Below are 15496 nucleotides of genomic sequence, written 5' to 3'. Positions count from 1 at the left end.
GGGAACTTGCGGGGTGAGTGAGATCCGTGGACTGGCTGGTGGTCAGCCGACGGTCCGGGCGCGGGTGACGTTGATCGGGCGCAGGCGCAACACACCGTGGCGGTCGTTGAGGAACGCCCAATGCCGACCGCGCCAGCCACGGTGTTCGGTGCGCCACCGGTCGAGCACCGGCGCTTCGGCCAGGGCTGGGGTGGCGCCGGCGGCGCCGCGGTGTTCGAGCTGGTCGAATTCGGCACGGGTCAGGCTCTGAACTGTGGGAGTGGATGTGGACATGGGCGAAATCTCCTCCGATACAGGGGATATGCGGTGTGTGCCGTAGCGGACAGGGGTGGGCAGCCAAGGCGAAGGTCAGTGCGTGAGACCGGTGGGTTCCGGGCGGGTGATGGCGTCGATGACCTGCTCGGGATGGGTGACCAGCGCAGTGCGGCGTTGTCGCAGCAGGTCGTGAACTCCGGCTGATGCGGCGGAGTAGATGGAGCCGGGAGTGGCGAACACCGGTCGGGCAAGTCGGTGGGCCCAGCCGACGGTGTCGAGGGTGCCGCCGCGATGTCCGGCCTCGATGACGACTACACCGGTGGTGAGAGCGGCGACGAGCCGATTACGTTCCAGGAACCGGTCCCGCCGCGCAGTTTCGCCGGGCGGGTACTCCGAGACGAGCAGACTGCGTTCGGCGATGCGGGCCAACAACTTCTGATTCCCGGCCGGGTAGTAGCGGTCGATCCCGGTCGCCATCACCGCCACCGTGGTGCCGTCCTGGGCGAGGGCGGCCTGGTGGGCCGCGGCGTCGATGCCGAACGCGCCACCACTGAGCACTGTCCATCCGCGTTCGGCGAAGTGCCCGGCGAAGTCGTGGGCCACGGTGTCGCCGTACTGGGTGGACGCGCGTGCCCCGATCACCGCGACACTGTGTCCGGAGAATGTGTTGAGCCGTGCGGGGCCGCGCAGCCACAACGCCACCGGCATCCTGCCACCGACTCCCGGGGCGCCCAGTCCGGCCAGTCGCGCGGCCGGCCACTCGAACTCTTCCCGTGTCAACAGGCGGGCACCGACAGCGTTGGCCCGGTCGAGATCACGGACCGTGCGCTCACGCAGGTCGGCCGGGACCGAGAACGTCTCGTCGGCATCGACCAATCGGTGGGCGGCGTCCTCGACGTCGGTGCCGGCCAGCAGTGTCTCGACAGCGGCCGGAGCGGTCAACGCGGCGCGGGCGAGGACCGCCCACGCGAGTCGACGATCCGGACTCGAGGCGGTGGAGGCGGGCGCGGCAGTATCAGTGGACATGGATCCTCCAGACAGAAGGCAGGCATGGTGTGAGTGGTCAATCGAGGTCGATGCCGAGATCAGCGGCGGTCGTGCGACCACTACGAGCCACCGCATGCAGAACCTCGGCAGGAACGCGGTCGGCGAAGGCGCGGGCCATCGCCAGCAGTATCGGATCGTCGGGAGTGTCGGCGAGCCCGTACCGCAGCTCGGTCATCGCGCGCTCGTATCGGCCCGACAGGTAGGTGGTGACGGCGAGCAGCAACGCGGGACGCCCGCGATGTCCTGCGGGCAGACACCGCGCCAGCACCATCCACAACGCACCCGCCGCCTCGCCGTGCGGGCCGAGGGCGAACGCGAACAAGACATCATGGACGCGGACATCGCTGTCCTGCAACGCTTCTGCCATCGCCGCCAGCCCGGGAATGGTCGCCGTCGCGCCGTTGTGAACCTGACGCGCCCAGCCCAGGACCAGTCGCACTCGTTGGCGTGAACGATCGCGATCCTCGTTCGGCCCAGCTGTGGAGATGGGTGGCTGCCGGTGGCGGGCGAGTTCGGCTGCGACCCGTTCAGCGGTCGCGGTGTGAGGGCGGATCTCACCGACCGGCGCTGGAACATCGTTCGAGGTGGCAGCGGCGGTCGGTGGGAGGGAAGGCAGCGTGCCGTGGTCGTTGCCGAACAGGTCGATCCAGGAGCTGCCGGGGGTGGCGCCGAAGACCGACCATGCCGCGATGAGGTCGGTTCCGCTATCGGCGAGCCTGTCGCGCAGCAACTCGGCCAGTTCACGATGCACGACGACCGGACTGGCTTGGTCGCCGTCGTGGTCGTCGTCGATGATGACTACTGCCATCGCGTCAGGCCGATGCCGGGCGCTGATCTGCAACGCGCTGGTCACGATCGCGACCGTGGCCGGGTAGTCCAGCACCAGATACAGGTCGTGGCGGCGGATCGCTTCGACAACGACATACGGTTCCGGCCAACAATCGATCTCGTGGAGTCGCAGCAGCAACAGCGATCGTCGTGGCGAACTCGGCAGCCAGGTCAGTGTTTCGGCGATGAACCTGCCTGGGGCATGCAGCAGCGACATGGAAGCCTCCTTACGGGGGACAAGGGCACGAAAGGAAGACGCGGAATCCGGCCAAGCACGCACGCATCGGTGTGCGGATGGCGGGGGAATGCACGAGGCTGTACCGTGCCGGTTCGGCGGTCTCGGCTCAGAAATTCTGATCGCCAGCACTTTCCGCGCGGCGGATTTCACTCCGGATCACTCGTGCTCGTGAACAGGGTGCGGGTGGCGATGAGCGCGGCGAGCAGGTCGAGGGTGTGCGCGCCGGGGGCGGCATCGCGGATGCGGCGCAATCGGCGGAGCCGCGACGAGGGCCGCAGGTCGACGCCGGTGGCCGGCGCGGTGTTCTCGGTGCCGGAGTCGGAGACGATCGCGTAATCAGCCAGCGCTATCCATGCCTCGTACCAGGCCTCGGCGGGCTGGCCGTCGCGGACGGCTTCACCGGGGGCAGGTTCGGGTTCGATCCAGCGGACACACGTGCAGGCGGGGTCGGCGCAGCGGTGATAGGTGGGGTGCGGGTTGTAGCGGTCCACCGCCCCGGACAACATCGGACAGATCCGTTTCGACAGCAGGCCGCATTCGGGGTGCAGGCCCGGCTCCACCGCGATGCCCCGCAGATAGTCGGCCGGGCGCAGGTACAGCACGACCGGGTCGGTGAGCGGCTCCCCGCAGATCTGGCACAGCCTGTGCTGCAACACTTCCCTTAACCGGGCCGGGTCGAGCTTGCCCCAGACCGGGCGGGACCGGTCACGGTGGGCCAAGGTCACGAACGGAACGACCAGGCCCTGGGCGGTCGGCGCGCCGCCCAGCCGGATCGGGATCGGTATCCGCCCGGTGCGGTGTGCTGGGGTGTTCGGGTCGGTCATGATCACCTCGAATCGCTAGGGCCTGGATGGATGCCGGAGACGGCTGTGAGCCACAACCGGCCGGTCGCCTCCGGGATGGACGGTGCGCACGTGTCGGGGCCGGGGGCTGGACGCCGGTGAGGTCAGGGTGACCAGCGGCGGCCGGTGTGTGGGTCGTGGTCGTGGATGGTCACGGCGGTGGGTGCGCCGGGGACTTGGAGGGCGACCGAGCGCGGCAGCAGCGCTCGGTGCCTTCCGGCGGCCCAGCGTCCGGTCGCTGTGCGGGGGCGTCCGGTCACCGGGTCGGGCTCTGCGGGCGCCAGATACCAGGTGGTCCCGTGCGGGAGTTGGCTGAACGCGGTGTCGCTCCATTCGGTGGAGGTGCTGCCGTCGCGGTGCACGGTGCGGATTTCGGTGGCGTGTTCGATGCTCACCAGCCCCATCAGCGGAAAGCTGCTCGCGGTCATGCGGGCGAGGTCGATGCCAGGAAATGCGGCCAGAGCGGTGCCTGGAGCGGGGTGGAAGGCGAACGCGGCGTGGTAGCCGACGATCACGACCGGCACGCTCGGCGCGGCGGTCTCGGGTGTGTACGGGGTGTAGGCCGGGGCGAGTGTTACTCGGGCGAGGTAGCGGTCGGCGTCAGTGTTCACCGTCGCCCCTGCTCCTGGGTTCGGCATGGTGGAGCAGGGCGCGGTGGGTGACACGCACGGCGCGGTCGTGGCGTTCGTGCTCGGCCAGCATCTGCGCGAACACGACCAGATGTTCGCCGCCGAGGAGCCGGGCCATCGCTTGTCCGGCGCCCAGCAACTGCCGCACCGACGCGAAATAGCCTGTCAGGCTCTCCATCAGCACGGTCACGGCGTCCTCTCGGGGCAGGGGCACGGCGCCATCCTCTGCATGCGCGCTCACTGCGGGAGTTCCTTGTCGAGGTGATGGATGGACTCGATGAACGCCAGCGGCAGCAACACACCCTGATGGGTGTGGCTGGTCAGGCGGGCGTGGTGGCGGTGCACACCCTCGACTCGCACCGCCCGGTAGCGGTGGCCGCCGCGTGTGCGGATCGAGATCGTTGCTCCGGTGCGTCGCACATTCTGCAGTTCGGCCCCGAGGACCGCTACCGCCGACTCCCGCACGGTGTCCTTATCGGTCTCGGCCAGGACGGTGAATCGTCGGCGCAGCAGGTCACGGGCGTGTCCGAGGTGCTCGAGGTTGGTGTTGTCGCCGAACCAGCGGTCGAGGTGATGCAGCACCTGCTGAAGAAACAGTGACTCGGGGGCGTCGACAAGGGCTGTGGGATCAGGGTGGAGAGGGTCGGTCATCGTCTACTCCTGGAATCAGTGAGAGGAGGATCGCCGAGGCGGGAACCACGGCGGCTGGTAGCGAACGAAGGGAATGCCGAGCTGGCCAGCACGCACCCGACGGCGGCGCTATCCGGTCCCGCCACGGCCGTCTCCTGTGCGGTGGCCGGGATGGACTCAGGTGTGTTCGAGGTCGAGGATGTCGGCGTAGCGGTGTTCGCCTTCGAGGGCGGGGCAAGTGCATCGGGGGAAGATGCGGCCGCAGTCGGCGCAGAATCCGCACCACGGGCAGTGCGGGCCGGCTATCTCCGAGTCGTCCTCTGCGGTGTTGTTGGGTTCTCCGCAGTTGAGGCAGTAGCCCGCGAAGTCGTACCAGCCATCGTGCTGGTAAGGCAGGTAGCTGGTGTTGGAGTACCAGGAGCCCTGGTCCCAGATACCGGCGTGTTCGTTGAAGATGTACGCCGAGTGCTTGTAGGCGGGATCGGTGGTGAGCAGCACCATCTTGTCGCTGCCCAGCCAGCGTTCGAGCCGTTCACGTCCGGCCCAGGAGTCCAGCGACCCGAACGGCCGGCTCGGCAGGTAGTCCTCGGCGGTGATCCGGGTATCGGAGCGGTCGTCGCCCGGGGCCGGATGCACGTGGGCCGGCAGGATCCCGTTGTGGGCGAGCACCGTCCGCGCATCACCACCGACCCGGAACGGGTGACAGTTATCGATCGTGCGAAGGCCGTGGGTGGCCAGCCGTGAGTGGAACAACGCCGGACCCTCCGGAAAATGCGCGCGGACGGTGGCGAATTCGGTGAGCACGCTGGCAGCGTCCATGCCGCGTCCGACGGTGATGGTGGTGCCGGTGATGACGGCGTAGCCGTGGCCGTGGGGGTTGGCCAGCGCCCCCTGGTGCAGGGCGTCCAGGTCCGGGGTGGCGCCGGGTTTGAGGAAGGTCAGGATGCACAACGCAGGGCCTCCATTTCGGCGAGCAGCGGGGCGTAGGCGGGGCGGCGGTTGGCGACCCACGCGCAGAACGCGGACCATTCCCAACCGCGGCGACGCGCGATCTGAGCAGCGGCGAGGTCGCGGGTGTACTCCACCGACGCGGCGGCGAAAGCGAGCGCGGCCTTGACTTGCTGGGGTTTGAGCGAGCTGGCGAATATGCGCAGCTCGAAAGTGGTGGTGGGACGGACGTTGACTGCTTCGTAGCGCGGAATGTAGATATCGCGGCGATAGGTGCTTTTCGCGTCGTCGGCCGCACGTGCCCGGGCGTCGGGACTGAACTCGGCCCACTGGCTGGAACGACGTCGAGCCAGGGTGGTGACGGCGGCTTCGTTGCGGTAAACGAACTTCAGCCACCGATAGATGTGCCCGGGCGAGGTGAACCCGGCGCGGGAGAGGTGGATGTGGATGCCGACACCGTCGTCGGTGTAGGCGCCGAGTAGACGCAGCCGGGTAAGCAGTGACCACGGGAACTGTTCGCGGGCAAAGGCATACGACATCGGGTGGGTGACGAGTTCGAACCCGCACGGCTGGATCGACCCGTCTTCCTTCAGGTAGCCGAGCCCTCGAAGGTGTTCGACGGCGGTGTCGGCGGCCTCGTCGAGAACATGGCGGGGGGTCTTCAGTTCCAGCTCGAGCCCCAGGAACAGCGGGCCGTCTCCGTGGAAGACGGGGTCGGGCTTGTAGTCGTAGTCGTGGATGTGGGGATGGCCGGTGGGGGAGTGTTCGCACGAGCTGCAGTAGGAGTCGGTGCGGCAGACGAGCGTGGTGCAGTCGGCGCACTCGTGGTAGTTGTCGTATTCGCAGGTCGAGCACACCTGGTCGCCGTCATCGACGTAGACGGTGTCCGCCGCGTAGGCGCCGCAGTCATCGCAGGTGCTGTAGCGGTCGCGGCAGTCCTCGCACACGTCGTTGCCGCTGATGATCGCGGTGATGTCGCGGGTGTAGTGCTCGCAGTCCTGACAGCGATGCCAGCCGATCCGGCATTCACTGCACAACCACGTGCCATCCACCGTCAGGCGCCGCTCCCGTGCAGGAGTACCGCATTCGTCGCATCGCGGAATCTCGGCCGCACACGACCGGCACAACTGGTCGCCTTCGACCGTCTCGATCAGCGCGATCGCTGCAACGGGCAGGGAACACTCCTCACATGTGGTGTCGGCCAGGAGGGCGGTGGGCATGATTGATCACGACCTTTCGGACAAGGGGACAGAAATGGGCCCCGCACCGGCGGGAATCAGCTGGTGCGGGGCTCTGCGGGGAGCGGGAGAGTCAGGGCTGGGTCAGCGAGGAGACAGCTGCGTGACGATGCCGCGCGACAGTCATGCCGGAGGTGTCTGCGCCCGGTTCGCAGGGCCGCGGCGGTCGGCAGGTGCAGTCGGGGACCGGGGTGCTGCAGGCGAAGCACCAGCCGCAGTCACCGCAGTAGCGGCTGGTGCGGTAGACGTCGAAACGCTGGCAGTATCCGCACAGGTATCGGTACTTTTCCGGCAGGCGCCGGGTCGGAGGGAGGTAGCTGGTGTTGGAGTACCAGATCCCGTCGTCCCAGGTGCCGGCGTGTTCACCGAAGAGGTACGCCTGCTGCTGGTAGGCAGGATCGACGGTCAGGATCACCAGCTTGCTGCGGCCCAGCCATTGCGACAGTCCCCGCGCGCCGCGTCGGGTGTCGATCGACCCGAATGGGGAACCGGGCAGGTAGTCCTCGGCGGCGATCCGGGTGTCCGAGCGTGGATCGTAGGCCCGGGGATGCACCCGTTTGGGCAGAGTCCCGTTGTGTGCCAACACTGTTCGCCGGTCGCCGCCGAGCGGGAAGGGGTGACAGTTGCCGACTTCGCGGGCACCTTGGGTGGCGTAGCGGGAATGGAACAACGCCGCGCCGTGGCGGTGACGTGCCCGCACGGTGAGGAACTCCTCGATCATCGGTTCGGCTGCCATGCCGTGGCCGAGGATGATCTCGGTGTCGGTGAGGACGGCGTAGCCGTGCCCGTGCGGGTTGGTCGTCGCGCCGTAGGACAAGGCGATCGGATCCGGGACGGCGGCGGGCGGGTAGTAGGTCAGCAGACACATGCCAAGCCCTCCATCTCCGCTGCCAGCGGCCGATAGGCGGGTTGCGCGGAAGCCCAGGCGGCGAAACGCGTCCACTCCCACGCCCCGGCACGCACGTCGGTGACCCGCAGGTCGCGGGTGTAGTGGATCGAGGCGGCGGTGAAGGCCAGCGCCGCCTGCACGCTCTGGGGGTCCAGGGAGCTGGCGAACACACGCAGCTCGAGGGTGTGGCGGGGGTAGGGATTGATCGCCTGATACCGGTCCAAACCCAGTGCGTGCTGGTGGCTCTTGGCGGTATCGCGGGCCTTCGCCCGGGCGAGCACGTCGAACGGTGCGTAGTGCGAACGCCGCCGCGCCAACCGTTCGACTGCGGATTCGTTGCGGTACAACAGCTTCAACCACCGGTAGATGTGGGCAGGTGAGGCGAACCCCGTTCGGCTGGCGTGCACGTGCAATCCGACCGTGGAGTCGGTCTCACACCCGCGCTCGGCCAGTGCTTCCAGCAGCGACCACGGGAAGCGCTCGATCGCATACCCGTACGACATCGGATGCGTGACCAGTTCGAACCCGTTGGGCCGGATCGAGGAATCCTGCTTCAAATAGCCCAGACCACCGAGCCGATCCACCGCGAGGGCGACGCACTCGGTGTAGGAGTGGTCGGGGACGATGATCTCGAGTTCGAGCCCCAGGAACAGTGGCCCCTCGCCATGGAAGTGGGGGTCGGGCTTGTAGCTGTAGTTCCACACCCGATCCGGCCGCGCGCACAGATCGCACGCCCGGCCCGCACGCACCAGCGTGCCGCAGGCCGGGCAGGAATCGAACCCGCTCACGCACCGTCGGCACAGCCGGTGACCACCGGAAACGTAGCGGCTGGCGTCGCTGTAGCGTGCGCAGCCGAAGCAGCGATCGAAGAACACCATCGCGCACCGGGCGCACACGATCTCGCCGGTGTCGGTGCGCAGCGACGGGTCGGTCAACGCTCGGCACGACACGCACGCTACGAGTTCCGACGCGCACGATCGGCACAACCGCTGATCCTCCGCGGTGGTAATCGGTTCGGTCGTCAATCCGCGGCAGCGATCACAGCGAGGCACCTCGAACACGCAGCTCGGACACAGCCACCGATCAGGCATTTCGTCGAGCACGTACAAGTCACCGGCGCGAGAGCGGCGACACACCACGCATGCTGGATTCACCGCGAGAACGGGATGAGGCATGACAGCACCTTCCGGAAACAGAAGAACGCCAGCCCGGAGCAGGACTCCGAGCTGGCGTTCAAGTGGATAGGGAGCAGGAATGATCAGGGCGACCGGCGGTAAGCAGGACGGTGCTCACGGCATTGAGCAGCGGGTAAGATCAATGGGGAGGATCAGCAGGCTGACCGAACACCTTGGAGGTCAGCTATGGCTTCACGCCGCCCACCGCGCACACCACGATCCGCTCGCTCACCGGAACTCATACAACGACTGGAACGATCACGGGCACGAGTGCGTCAGCGCCGGGAACGCACACGTGAGCGTGAACGTGCTACCGCGGCTGCGGTACGGCGATACCTTGCTGCGTGGCAAGCGGTCACCACGTGCGAGGCCGAACGTGATGGCGAGATCGCGGAACTACGCCGCCGGATTAGCGTCGTCGAAGGCGAAGCTGCTGCGCGCATCGCGATTCTGCGTGCCGATCAAGCCGATGCGGCCAGAACTATCCGAGCCCAACCTGGCCACACCGATGACGACGTCGCCGACCTGCTCGAAATGACCCCCAAGCAGGCCCGCCAACTCCTCACCCACACACGAACCGATCAAGCGCCGGTGAAATCCGCACACCCGATAGCGGCTACCGCAGTGTCCGATCCTGAAGCCACGTTCGAGGACCCGGGAGGTTCTCTTCAGAGCGACGAGGGCTTCTCGCCCGGAGATGACAAATGAGCTGAATGATGTGCTTCTAGCTGTGTTCGACGGTTCGCTGCTGGCTATTGCGCAGATGTCCGGGAATCCGCTGGCACCGCCAAGGACAGCTCGGTTTGCCACGGGTAGGTGCCAGGCCGGTCTTCCACCGACTGCACCAACGCCATATCCGGATTGCCATCGACGCCGATCTCGACTATCCGGAACACATTGACACCGCCAGCAACGATCCTGATAAGTGACCCAACCTCGAACTCCACGTGCCAAACACTATCCGATGACACCGGCCGGTATGTATTTGCTGTCAGTGAGCTGTGGGAGTGCGGTGGAGTCGAGGGCAGCGGCATTCGGCTGATCGTCCTTCTCGAGTCCACGTGGGCCGCGCCACGGAACGGAACACGTGGCTCGCCGGGAGCGCAAGGAAAGAAGAGTCAGTTCCCCGAGGTAGCCGCCCGCCTGCCACACGTGCCATCGGAAGTGAATAGGCGCCAGCGACTGGCGCGCCGGAACGCGGTTCCTGGTGAGGCGAGCGCGCCCACGAAGAGCAGTGCGATTACAGCTGCTGCCCATCGAGGAACATCGGGGTCCTCCATGACCGCGGATCCGATCGATGGTGGCAGGCAATGCGAGCAATGCCGGGATCATCAATAGCCAACCCACTCGAGTGATATTGCCGGTGCAGGTCGCGTGCCGGCTGTTGGATGTCTCCGAGTCAGGCTTCTACCACTGGAGATCGCGCCCGCCCTCGCAACGAGCGATCCGCCACGCCTGGCTCACCGATCAGATCCGCGCAGTCCACGCTGCCTCCCGCGGCACCTACGGCGCTCCGCGGGTACACGCCGAACTCACCCTCGGCCTCGGAATCAGCGTCGGTTACAACCAGGTCGAGCTGTTGATGGCGTGTGCCGGGATCAAGGGACTGCCCGGCGTCAAACGGGCACGTCCACGGCATCAGACCGCTACCGCCGGTGACCTGGTCAACCGGGCGTTCACGCGGTCGCGGCCAGACCAGTTGTGGGTCACCGACAAATCCGAGCCAGGGAAGGCAAGGTCTCTACTGCGCGGTCGTACTCGACACCTACTCCCGGCGGGTCGTCGGCTGGTCCATCGACTCGGCCCAGACCGCAGCGCTGGAAACCCCTGATGGAACTCGCGAATGCGATCTTCGAGTACCTCGAGATCTTCCACAACCGGTGTCGCCGTCACTCGGCGCTGGGCATGCGGACCCCGATCGAGTACGAGATGATGCAACCGTCTATCCACCCCGTGGCCTGAAGTCCAGTATCTCGACTCCACGAAACCGGGGGAACATCAAGCCCTCCAAGGAAGCGGGGCGCCACTCTATTTGTCAAGCCGCAGAGGAACACTCGGTGGCATGGCGGCGTCGGCGGGTGTCGTCGGTGATCATGATCCGCCAGATGGTGTTGGAGAGGTGTCGTTTCAGGCAGCGCATGGCGGCGCGGTGTGACGAGCCGGTGGCGATCTTCCGGTCGTAGTTAGGCGCGGCCGGCGCTGCCGGGCATTCGGACCTGGACCATGGCGATGGTGTGGAGAGCAGCGTTGAGTTGCCGGTCGTCATAGCGGCTGAGCCGGTGAATCCGACGGTCGGCGCTGGCGATCTCAACGGGCGCGGTCCCGTTGTAGGTGGCATACGCGGCTGCGGTCGCGAACCGTGTCGCCAGGCCGGTGCGGCCGATCAGTCGAGCTGCCAATACCGGACCGATACCGTCGACAGTCCGCAACCGGGTGCCGTGCTCATCGAGCAGCCGATCGATGTCGGCCTGGTTGGTGGCCAGCTGCCGGTCGTGGCGCCGGATATCGGCGATGAGATCCTTGCTCAGACCCACACGGATCCGATCGGACAATGTCCGTGCCCGGAACCCGCGCAGCACGGCAGCGGCAGTGTTCGCGCTGAGCCGGGCTGGAGCTCCGCCGGCCAGTAGTTCCCGCAGCAGGGCATGAAGCTGGTTGACTGTGCAAGTTCTGCTGGCGGACAGGTTGTTTCGTCTCTCGTCCGACATCCGCAGTGCATCGGAGTGCTCGTCGGGCACGACCGGGCGGCCTTCGCCTTGGAGTGCGGCGACGCAGGCCGCTCCGGCGGCATCGATCCGGTCATTCTTACGTCGGCCGCCGCGGGAAAGCTCTCGTACTCGCGCCGTCGCGGTGGTCGGGACATCCAGCACCGTTTCACCGCGCGCGATCAGCCATCGAGTCAGGTGGCGTCCGAGTCCGTCCGCGTTCTCCACCGCCCACCGCCGTTGCGGCCAACGCCTGCTCCAGGCGATCAGTCGGCGGTATTCGGCCAAGGTTGCCTCGATCCGGCCCGAACCGAGGTCAGCGTTGGTACTCGGGTCCACCGCGGTGGCGGTGTGAGTGCTCTTGTGCGGATCAACACCGATGACGACCATGAGTAACGGGTCCCTTCTCTGCTGTTCGGGTGGGGATCCGCCGCGGACAATCCGACTTCAAGTACCTTGCCCGTGCTTGTGGTCATGCATCTCTTCGGTCACGCCGCGAACGCAGGCCGGGTGGCGCGACATACCCCCGCAGAGTCAGCCGGGAGTTTTCCGGCGACAGGATCCTCAGGAGTCAAACCACCCGGCCCGCTGTGGCACGCTACGGGGAGCTACCCCGACCACGAAACCGCTACCGGAGATATAAGTCGGAACCTCATCGGGGATACTCCTCAGCTTTATGTCGTGATCGGGTGGATGATCAGTCGGCCAGGTAGTAGCCGGCTTCGTCGATGGCTGCGGCGATTGCATCGCGCTCCACGGGAGCGGTACTGCCGATCGTGACCAGTCCGCTGGCGAGGTCGACGTTCACGGAGGTGACGCCGTCGATCCGGCCGACTTCTTCGCGGACCGAGGAGGCGCAGTGCCCGCAGGTCATGCCGGTGACCGTGACGGTGATGGTTGCGGTGCTCATCTGATTCTCCTTGGTGTTGTGGCGGTTTCACGCCGTTGCACGAAACGATGATACCCCCGTGGGGTATGTGGTGGAGTGGTTGTCACGTGTCGCCGGGAGGTGGTTACTGCACATGGTTGCCGCAGTGGGGGATCCGCACTTGTATACCCCTGGGGGGTAGGTATAGGTTTCGGAGTGTCCTTCCGCGGCCGACGATCACTGTGTCGATGGACCCGCGGATCCCCCACTCGATCGACAGGGAACGATATGAGTACCTCCATCATCACCGTCGCGGGAATGACTTGCGGTGGTTGTGCTTCCAAGGTTTCGGCCGAGCTCGGCGCCCTCGACGGGGTCACCGGTGTGGAGGCCGATCCGGCTACCGGTCGGGTCACCGTCGAATCCGGGGATACGGTCAACCCCGACGCCATCAGAAACGCCGTCGAAGCAGCCGGCTACCGCGTCGTCGTTTGAACATCGCCCCGGGACCGGGCCCGACCCCTTCCAGTGATGGCCGGAAGCGTCGACCCGGTTCGGTCCACCCGGAATCGGTCATCCCCCCATGATCGGCGCGACCGGTAAGCCTGGTCACAGTGCGGCGGAGCGTACGGGTGCGGCGAGTAGGTTGTGTCGCGACTGTTGCGATGTCGCTTCGTCCGTAGGGCCTCAACGCGAGAACAATGGATGAACAGAAGGAGGTGGTGCAGGTGAGCCGACTGGTGCAATATGCGCATATCCAGGGCGGACGCGGAGAACGCGTTCAATACGGGGAGACCGGCGCGCCATCTCCGGTGACCGGGATGCTGTCATGCGGCCGCCACCGTTGCCCGGGTGGTCCCGAATGAACGTTTCCGCTCGCCTGCGACGCACATCGGTGGCCCTGCTGATGGCGGTACTGCTTATCGCCCCGATCCTGCACTGCACCGTGCACGGAGCAGACGAGCACACTCACCCCGTCAGTGCTGTGGCCTCGCTGGCCGTCGGCAGCTCACACACCGATCACCTTCATGGGATGAACGGTCACCTCCGTGACCACGGCGATCAGCACATGATCTACTGCATCGAGAAGTCGCTGCTGCCCTCCGGGGGCGCGGCCATGCCGCTGTTGCTGTGGATGGCGTTCCTCGGAATGGTCGCCGTGGCTGTGGTCGCACTGATCTTCACCAGCACCCGCGGTATTCGAGGTCCCCCAGGCGCCGGTTTCTCCGTGTTAAATGGGCGAGCCATTCTCACCAATTTCTGTATCTCCCGACGCTGATCGGTCAGCGCCAGGCCACGGCGGTGTGCCGTCGGCCGGTGTTCGCTGCCTGCTCACCGTCTTCACCGCCTCGCGGCGGTTCGGATACAGAAAGCGACAAAGTCATGAACGACGTCGTGTTCGGCAAGTCCGCCGACACTGCTGCGACCGTCCTCCACACCCCGCCGGTGCCGGCGCGGGAATCGAGCTCGCTGGTCGGCAACACTCCCGTACTTCGGGTGGAAGCGCCGCTCGCACCCACCGGCCTCGGATTCTGGGCCAAATTGGAGGGCTTCAACCCCGGCGGAATGAAAGATCGGCCCGCCTTGCACATGGTCCGGCGCGCGAAACAGCGCGGCGACCTGGCACCGGGAGCACGCATCATCGAATCCACCAGCGGCACACTCGGGCTGGGGTTGGCGCTGGCGGGAGCGGTGTTCCACCACCCCGTCACCGTGGTCACCGATCCTGGACTGGAACCGATCGTGGAGCGCATGCTCGCCTCCTACGGTGTACGCGTGGAGGTGGTGGCCGAGCCACACCCCAGTGGGGGCTGGCAGCAGGCGCGTCGCGACCGTGTCGGCGAACTCCTGGCGGCCGAACCTGGTGCGTGGTGCCCCGACCAGTACACCAATCCCGACAACGTCGACGGGTATGAATCCCTCGGACTGGAGCTGATACAACAGCTGGGCGGGGTCGATGTGCTGGTGTGCGCGGTCGGCACCGGCGGCCACTCCGCCGGTGTGGCCCGGGTGCTGCGCCGATTCAACCCCGCCCTGAAGCTCATCGGAGTGGACACGGTCGCCTCCACGATCTTCGGCCAGCCCGCCGGCCCACGGATAATGCGCGGCCTCGGCTCGAGCATCTTCCCCCGCAACGTCGACTACCCTGCCTTCCACGAAGTGCACTGGGTCGCACCGGCGGAGGCCGTGTGGGCCTGCCGCGCGCTCGCGGGCACCCACTACGCGACCGGCGGCTGGAGTGTGGGAGCCGTAGCACTGGTCGCCGGATGGGCGGCACGAACACTCCCCGCAGACACCCGGATCGCGGCGGTGTTCCCCGACGGGCCGCAACGCTACTTCGACACCATCTACAACGACGACTACTGCCGTGAACACGGCTTGCTCGACACCGACCCGCCGATCGAACCCGGCGTCATCGCCCACCCCGCGCAGCGGGTGGTGCACTCGTGGACCCGCTGCACCGCCATCATCGACCCGCACACCATCGACCGGGCAGGAGAAGGCGCATCGTGACCGCACTGAGGAGCTTCCGCAGCTTCGACCTCGCCGCGCGGCTGCTGATGATCAACCAGTTCGGCATCAACCTCGGCTTCTACATGCTGATGCCGTACCTGGCCGGCTACCTCGCGGGCCCACTCGGGCTGGCCGCCTGGGCGGTCGGGCTGGTGCTCGGCGTACGCAATTTCTCCCAGCAGGGCATGTTCCTCATCGGCGGTACCCTTGCCGACCGGCTCGGCTACAAACCCTTGATCGTCGCGGGCTGTCTGCTGCGCACCGGCGGCTTCGCCCTCCTGGTGTTCGCCACCTCGCTGCCCGGCCTGCTCGTCGCCTCGGTCGCTACGGGATTCGCCGGCGCACTGTTCAACCCGGCCGTGCGCGCCTATCTGGCCGCCGACACCGGCGAACGCCGTGTCGAAGCGTTCGCGGTCTTCAACATCATCTATAAGGCCGGGATCCAGGCCGGGCCGCGGGGTGGGCGGGCGGTTGTCGAGTTCCCGGAGATGGTGGCGCCGGTGGTGGCGGTGGGGCAGACGACGCATCATCTGGTGATCGTGGAGTCGGTGACCGTGACATGCACGTCCACCCCCTGCACACCCGTCGGCCCATCCAACACCAGCACCGTCGCCGACGAGGCAGTCACCGACTCCACGATCACCAGAAGATGCGTCGTCTGCCCCACCGCCACCACCGGCGCCACCATCA

Annotated in this window: 20 protein-coding genes and 1 pseudogene; 6 read left to right on the top strand and 15 right to left on the bottom strand. The window is 66.7% G+C overall.

Going from position 1 to position 15496, the window contains the following annotated elements; translation table 11 throughout:
• Positions 1-42: 42 nt before the first annotated feature.
• The 13 genes from QH283_RS13895 to QH283_RS13835 all read right to left on the bottom strand — a co-directional run bounded on the left by QH283_RS13895 (position 43) and on the right by QH283_RS13835 (position 9666).
• Positions 43-273, bottom strand: a complete 231-nt coding sequence (locus QH283_RS13895; RefSeq protein WP_280503418.1) for a hypothetical protein — start codon at positions 271-273, stop codon at positions 43-45.
• A gap of 75 nt (positions 274-348) precedes the next feature.
• A complete protein-coding gene (dprA, locus tag QH283_RS13890) occupies positions 349-1281 on the bottom strand; it encodes a DNA-processing protein DprA (protein WP_280503417.1) in 933 nt (310 codons plus the stop codon).
• 37 nt (positions 1282-1318) lie between these two features.
• Entirely contained in the window at positions 1319-2347 is a 1029-nt protein-coding gene (locus QH283_RS13885) for a DUF4192 family protein (RefSeq protein WP_280503416.1), read from the bottom strand.
• A 167-nt stretch (positions 2348-2514) separates the two neighbouring features.
• Entirely contained in the window at positions 2515-3192 is a 678-nt protein-coding gene (locus QH283_RS13880) for a hypothetical protein (RefSeq protein ID WP_280503415.1), read from the bottom strand.
• 122 nt (positions 3193-3314) lie between these two features.
• Positions 3315-3821 carry a hypothetical protein gene (locus tag QH283_RS13875; protein ID WP_280503414.1) on the bottom strand — a complete coding sequence of 169 codons (507 nt, stop codon included), beginning with the start codon at positions 3819-3821 and terminating at the stop codon, positions 3315-3317.
• Complete coding sequence (locus QH283_RS13870) at positions 3811-4029, bottom strand: hypothetical protein (RefSeq protein ID WP_280503413.1); 219 nt, start codon at positions 4027-4029, stop codon at positions 3811-3813. Before QH283_RS13870 ends, QH283_RS13875 begins: the two co-directional genes overlap by 11 nt.
• Positions 4030-4076: 47 nt before the next feature.
• Positions 4077-4490 (bottom strand): hypothetical protein, encoded by a 414-nt coding sequence (locus QH283_RS13865; RefSeq protein WP_280503412.1) that lies wholly within the window; start codon positions 4488-4490, stop codon positions 4077-4079.
• Positions 4491-4646: 156 nt separating this feature from the next.
• On the bottom strand, positions 4647-5420 hold the full coding sequence (locus QH283_RS13860) for a hypothetical protein (protein WP_280503411.1): 774 nt from the start codon (positions 5418-5420) through the stop codon (positions 4647-4649).
• Positions 5408-6637, bottom strand: a complete 1230-nt coding sequence (locus QH283_RS13855; protein ID WP_280503410.1) for a hypothetical protein — start codon at positions 6635-6637, stop codon at positions 5408-5410. The genes QH283_RS13860 and QH283_RS13855 overlap by 13 nt, the downstream gene beginning before the upstream one ends.
• Positions 6638-6728: 91 nt before the next feature.
• The gene (locus tag QH283_RS13850; RefSeq protein ID WP_280503409.1) at positions 6729-7523 is read right to left on the bottom strand and encodes a class II glutamine amidotransferase; all 795 of its coding nucleotides are present in this window, start codon (positions 7521-7523) and stop codon (positions 6729-6731) included.
• Complete coding sequence (locus tag QH283_RS13845; protein ID WP_280503420.1) at positions 7511-8647, bottom strand: hypothetical protein; 1137 nt, start codon at positions 8645-8647, stop codon at positions 7511-7513. The genes QH283_RS13850 and QH283_RS13845 overlap by 13 nt, the downstream gene beginning before the upstream one ends.
• A gap of 468 nt (positions 8648-9115) precedes the next feature.
• Positions 9116-9289: a hypothetical protein gene (locus tag QH283_RS13840; RefSeq protein ID WP_280503408.1), complete on the bottom strand. Its 174-nt coding sequence runs from the start codon at positions 9287-9289 to the stop codon at positions 9116-9118.
• A gap of 182 nt (positions 9290-9471) precedes the next feature.
• Positions 9472-9666 (bottom strand): hypothetical protein, encoded by a 195-nt coding sequence (locus QH283_RS13835; RefSeq protein WP_280503407.1) that lies wholly within the window; start codon positions 9664-9666, stop codon positions 9472-9474.
• Positions 9667-10016: 350 nt separating this feature from the next.
• Here QH283_RS13835 and QH283_RS30325 point away from each other — a divergent pair, with 350 nt between their 5' ends.
• Both QH283_RS30325 and QH283_RS13830 read left to right on the top strand, forming a co-directional pair.
• Positions 10017-10550, top strand: a complete 534-nt coding sequence (locus QH283_RS30325; RefSeq protein ID WP_432420725.1) for an IS3 family transposase — start codon at positions 10017-10019, stop codon at positions 10548-10550.
• Positions 10436-10681 (top strand): IS3 family transposase, encoded by a 246-nt coding sequence (locus QH283_RS13830; protein WP_432420726.1) that lies wholly within the window; start codon positions 10436-10438, stop codon positions 10679-10681. Before QH283_RS30325 ends, QH283_RS13830 begins: the two co-directional genes overlap by 115 nt.
• A gap of 73 nt (positions 10682-10754) precedes the next feature.
• Here QH283_RS13830 and QH283_RS13825 read toward each other — a convergent pair.
• Positions 10755-11814, bottom strand: a pseudogene (locus QH283_RS13825) (IS110 family transposase).
• A 307-nt stretch (positions 11815-12121) separates the two neighbouring features.
• The gene (locus QH283_RS13820; protein WP_280503404.1) at positions 12122-12334 is read right to left on the bottom strand and encodes a heavy-metal-associated domain-containing protein; all 213 of its coding nucleotides are present in this window, start codon (positions 12332-12334) and stop codon (positions 12122-12124) included.
• 246 nt (positions 12335-12580) lie between these two features.
• Here QH283_RS13820 and QH283_RS13815 point away from each other — a divergent pair, with 246 nt between their 5' ends.
• From QH283_RS13815 to QH283_RS13800, 4 genes are all read left to right on the top strand, one after another.
• Complete coding sequence (locus QH283_RS13815) at positions 12581-12787, top strand: heavy-metal-associated domain-containing protein (protein ID WP_280503403.1); 207 nt, start codon at positions 12581-12583, stop codon at positions 12785-12787.
• 367 nt (positions 12788-13154) lie between these two features.
• Positions 13155-13571 (top strand): hypothetical protein, encoded by a 417-nt coding sequence (locus QH283_RS13810; RefSeq protein ID WP_280503402.1) that lies wholly within the window; start codon positions 13155-13157, stop codon positions 13569-13571.
• A gap of 104 nt (positions 13572-13675) precedes the next feature.
• The gene (locus QH283_RS13805) at positions 13676-14806 is read left to right on the top strand and encodes a PLP-dependent cysteine synthase family protein (protein WP_280503401.1); all 1131 of its coding nucleotides are present in this window, start codon (positions 13676-13678) and stop codon (positions 14804-14806) included.
• A 47-nt stretch (positions 14807-14853) separates the two neighbouring features.
• Positions 14854-15496 (top strand): MFS transporter (locus tag QH283_RS13800; protein ID WP_280503419.1); only part of this gene is annotated, 643 nt, incomplete at its 3' end.

The sequence above is a fragment of the Nocardia farcinica genome (assembly GCF_029867845.1).
GTDB lineage: Bacteria > Actinomycetota > Actinomycetes > Mycobacteriales > Mycobacteriaceae > Nocardia > Nocardia farcinica_A.
The sequence above is the reverse complement of the archived record's forward strand: the minus strand, read 5'-3'. Positions and strand labels throughout refer to the sequence as shown.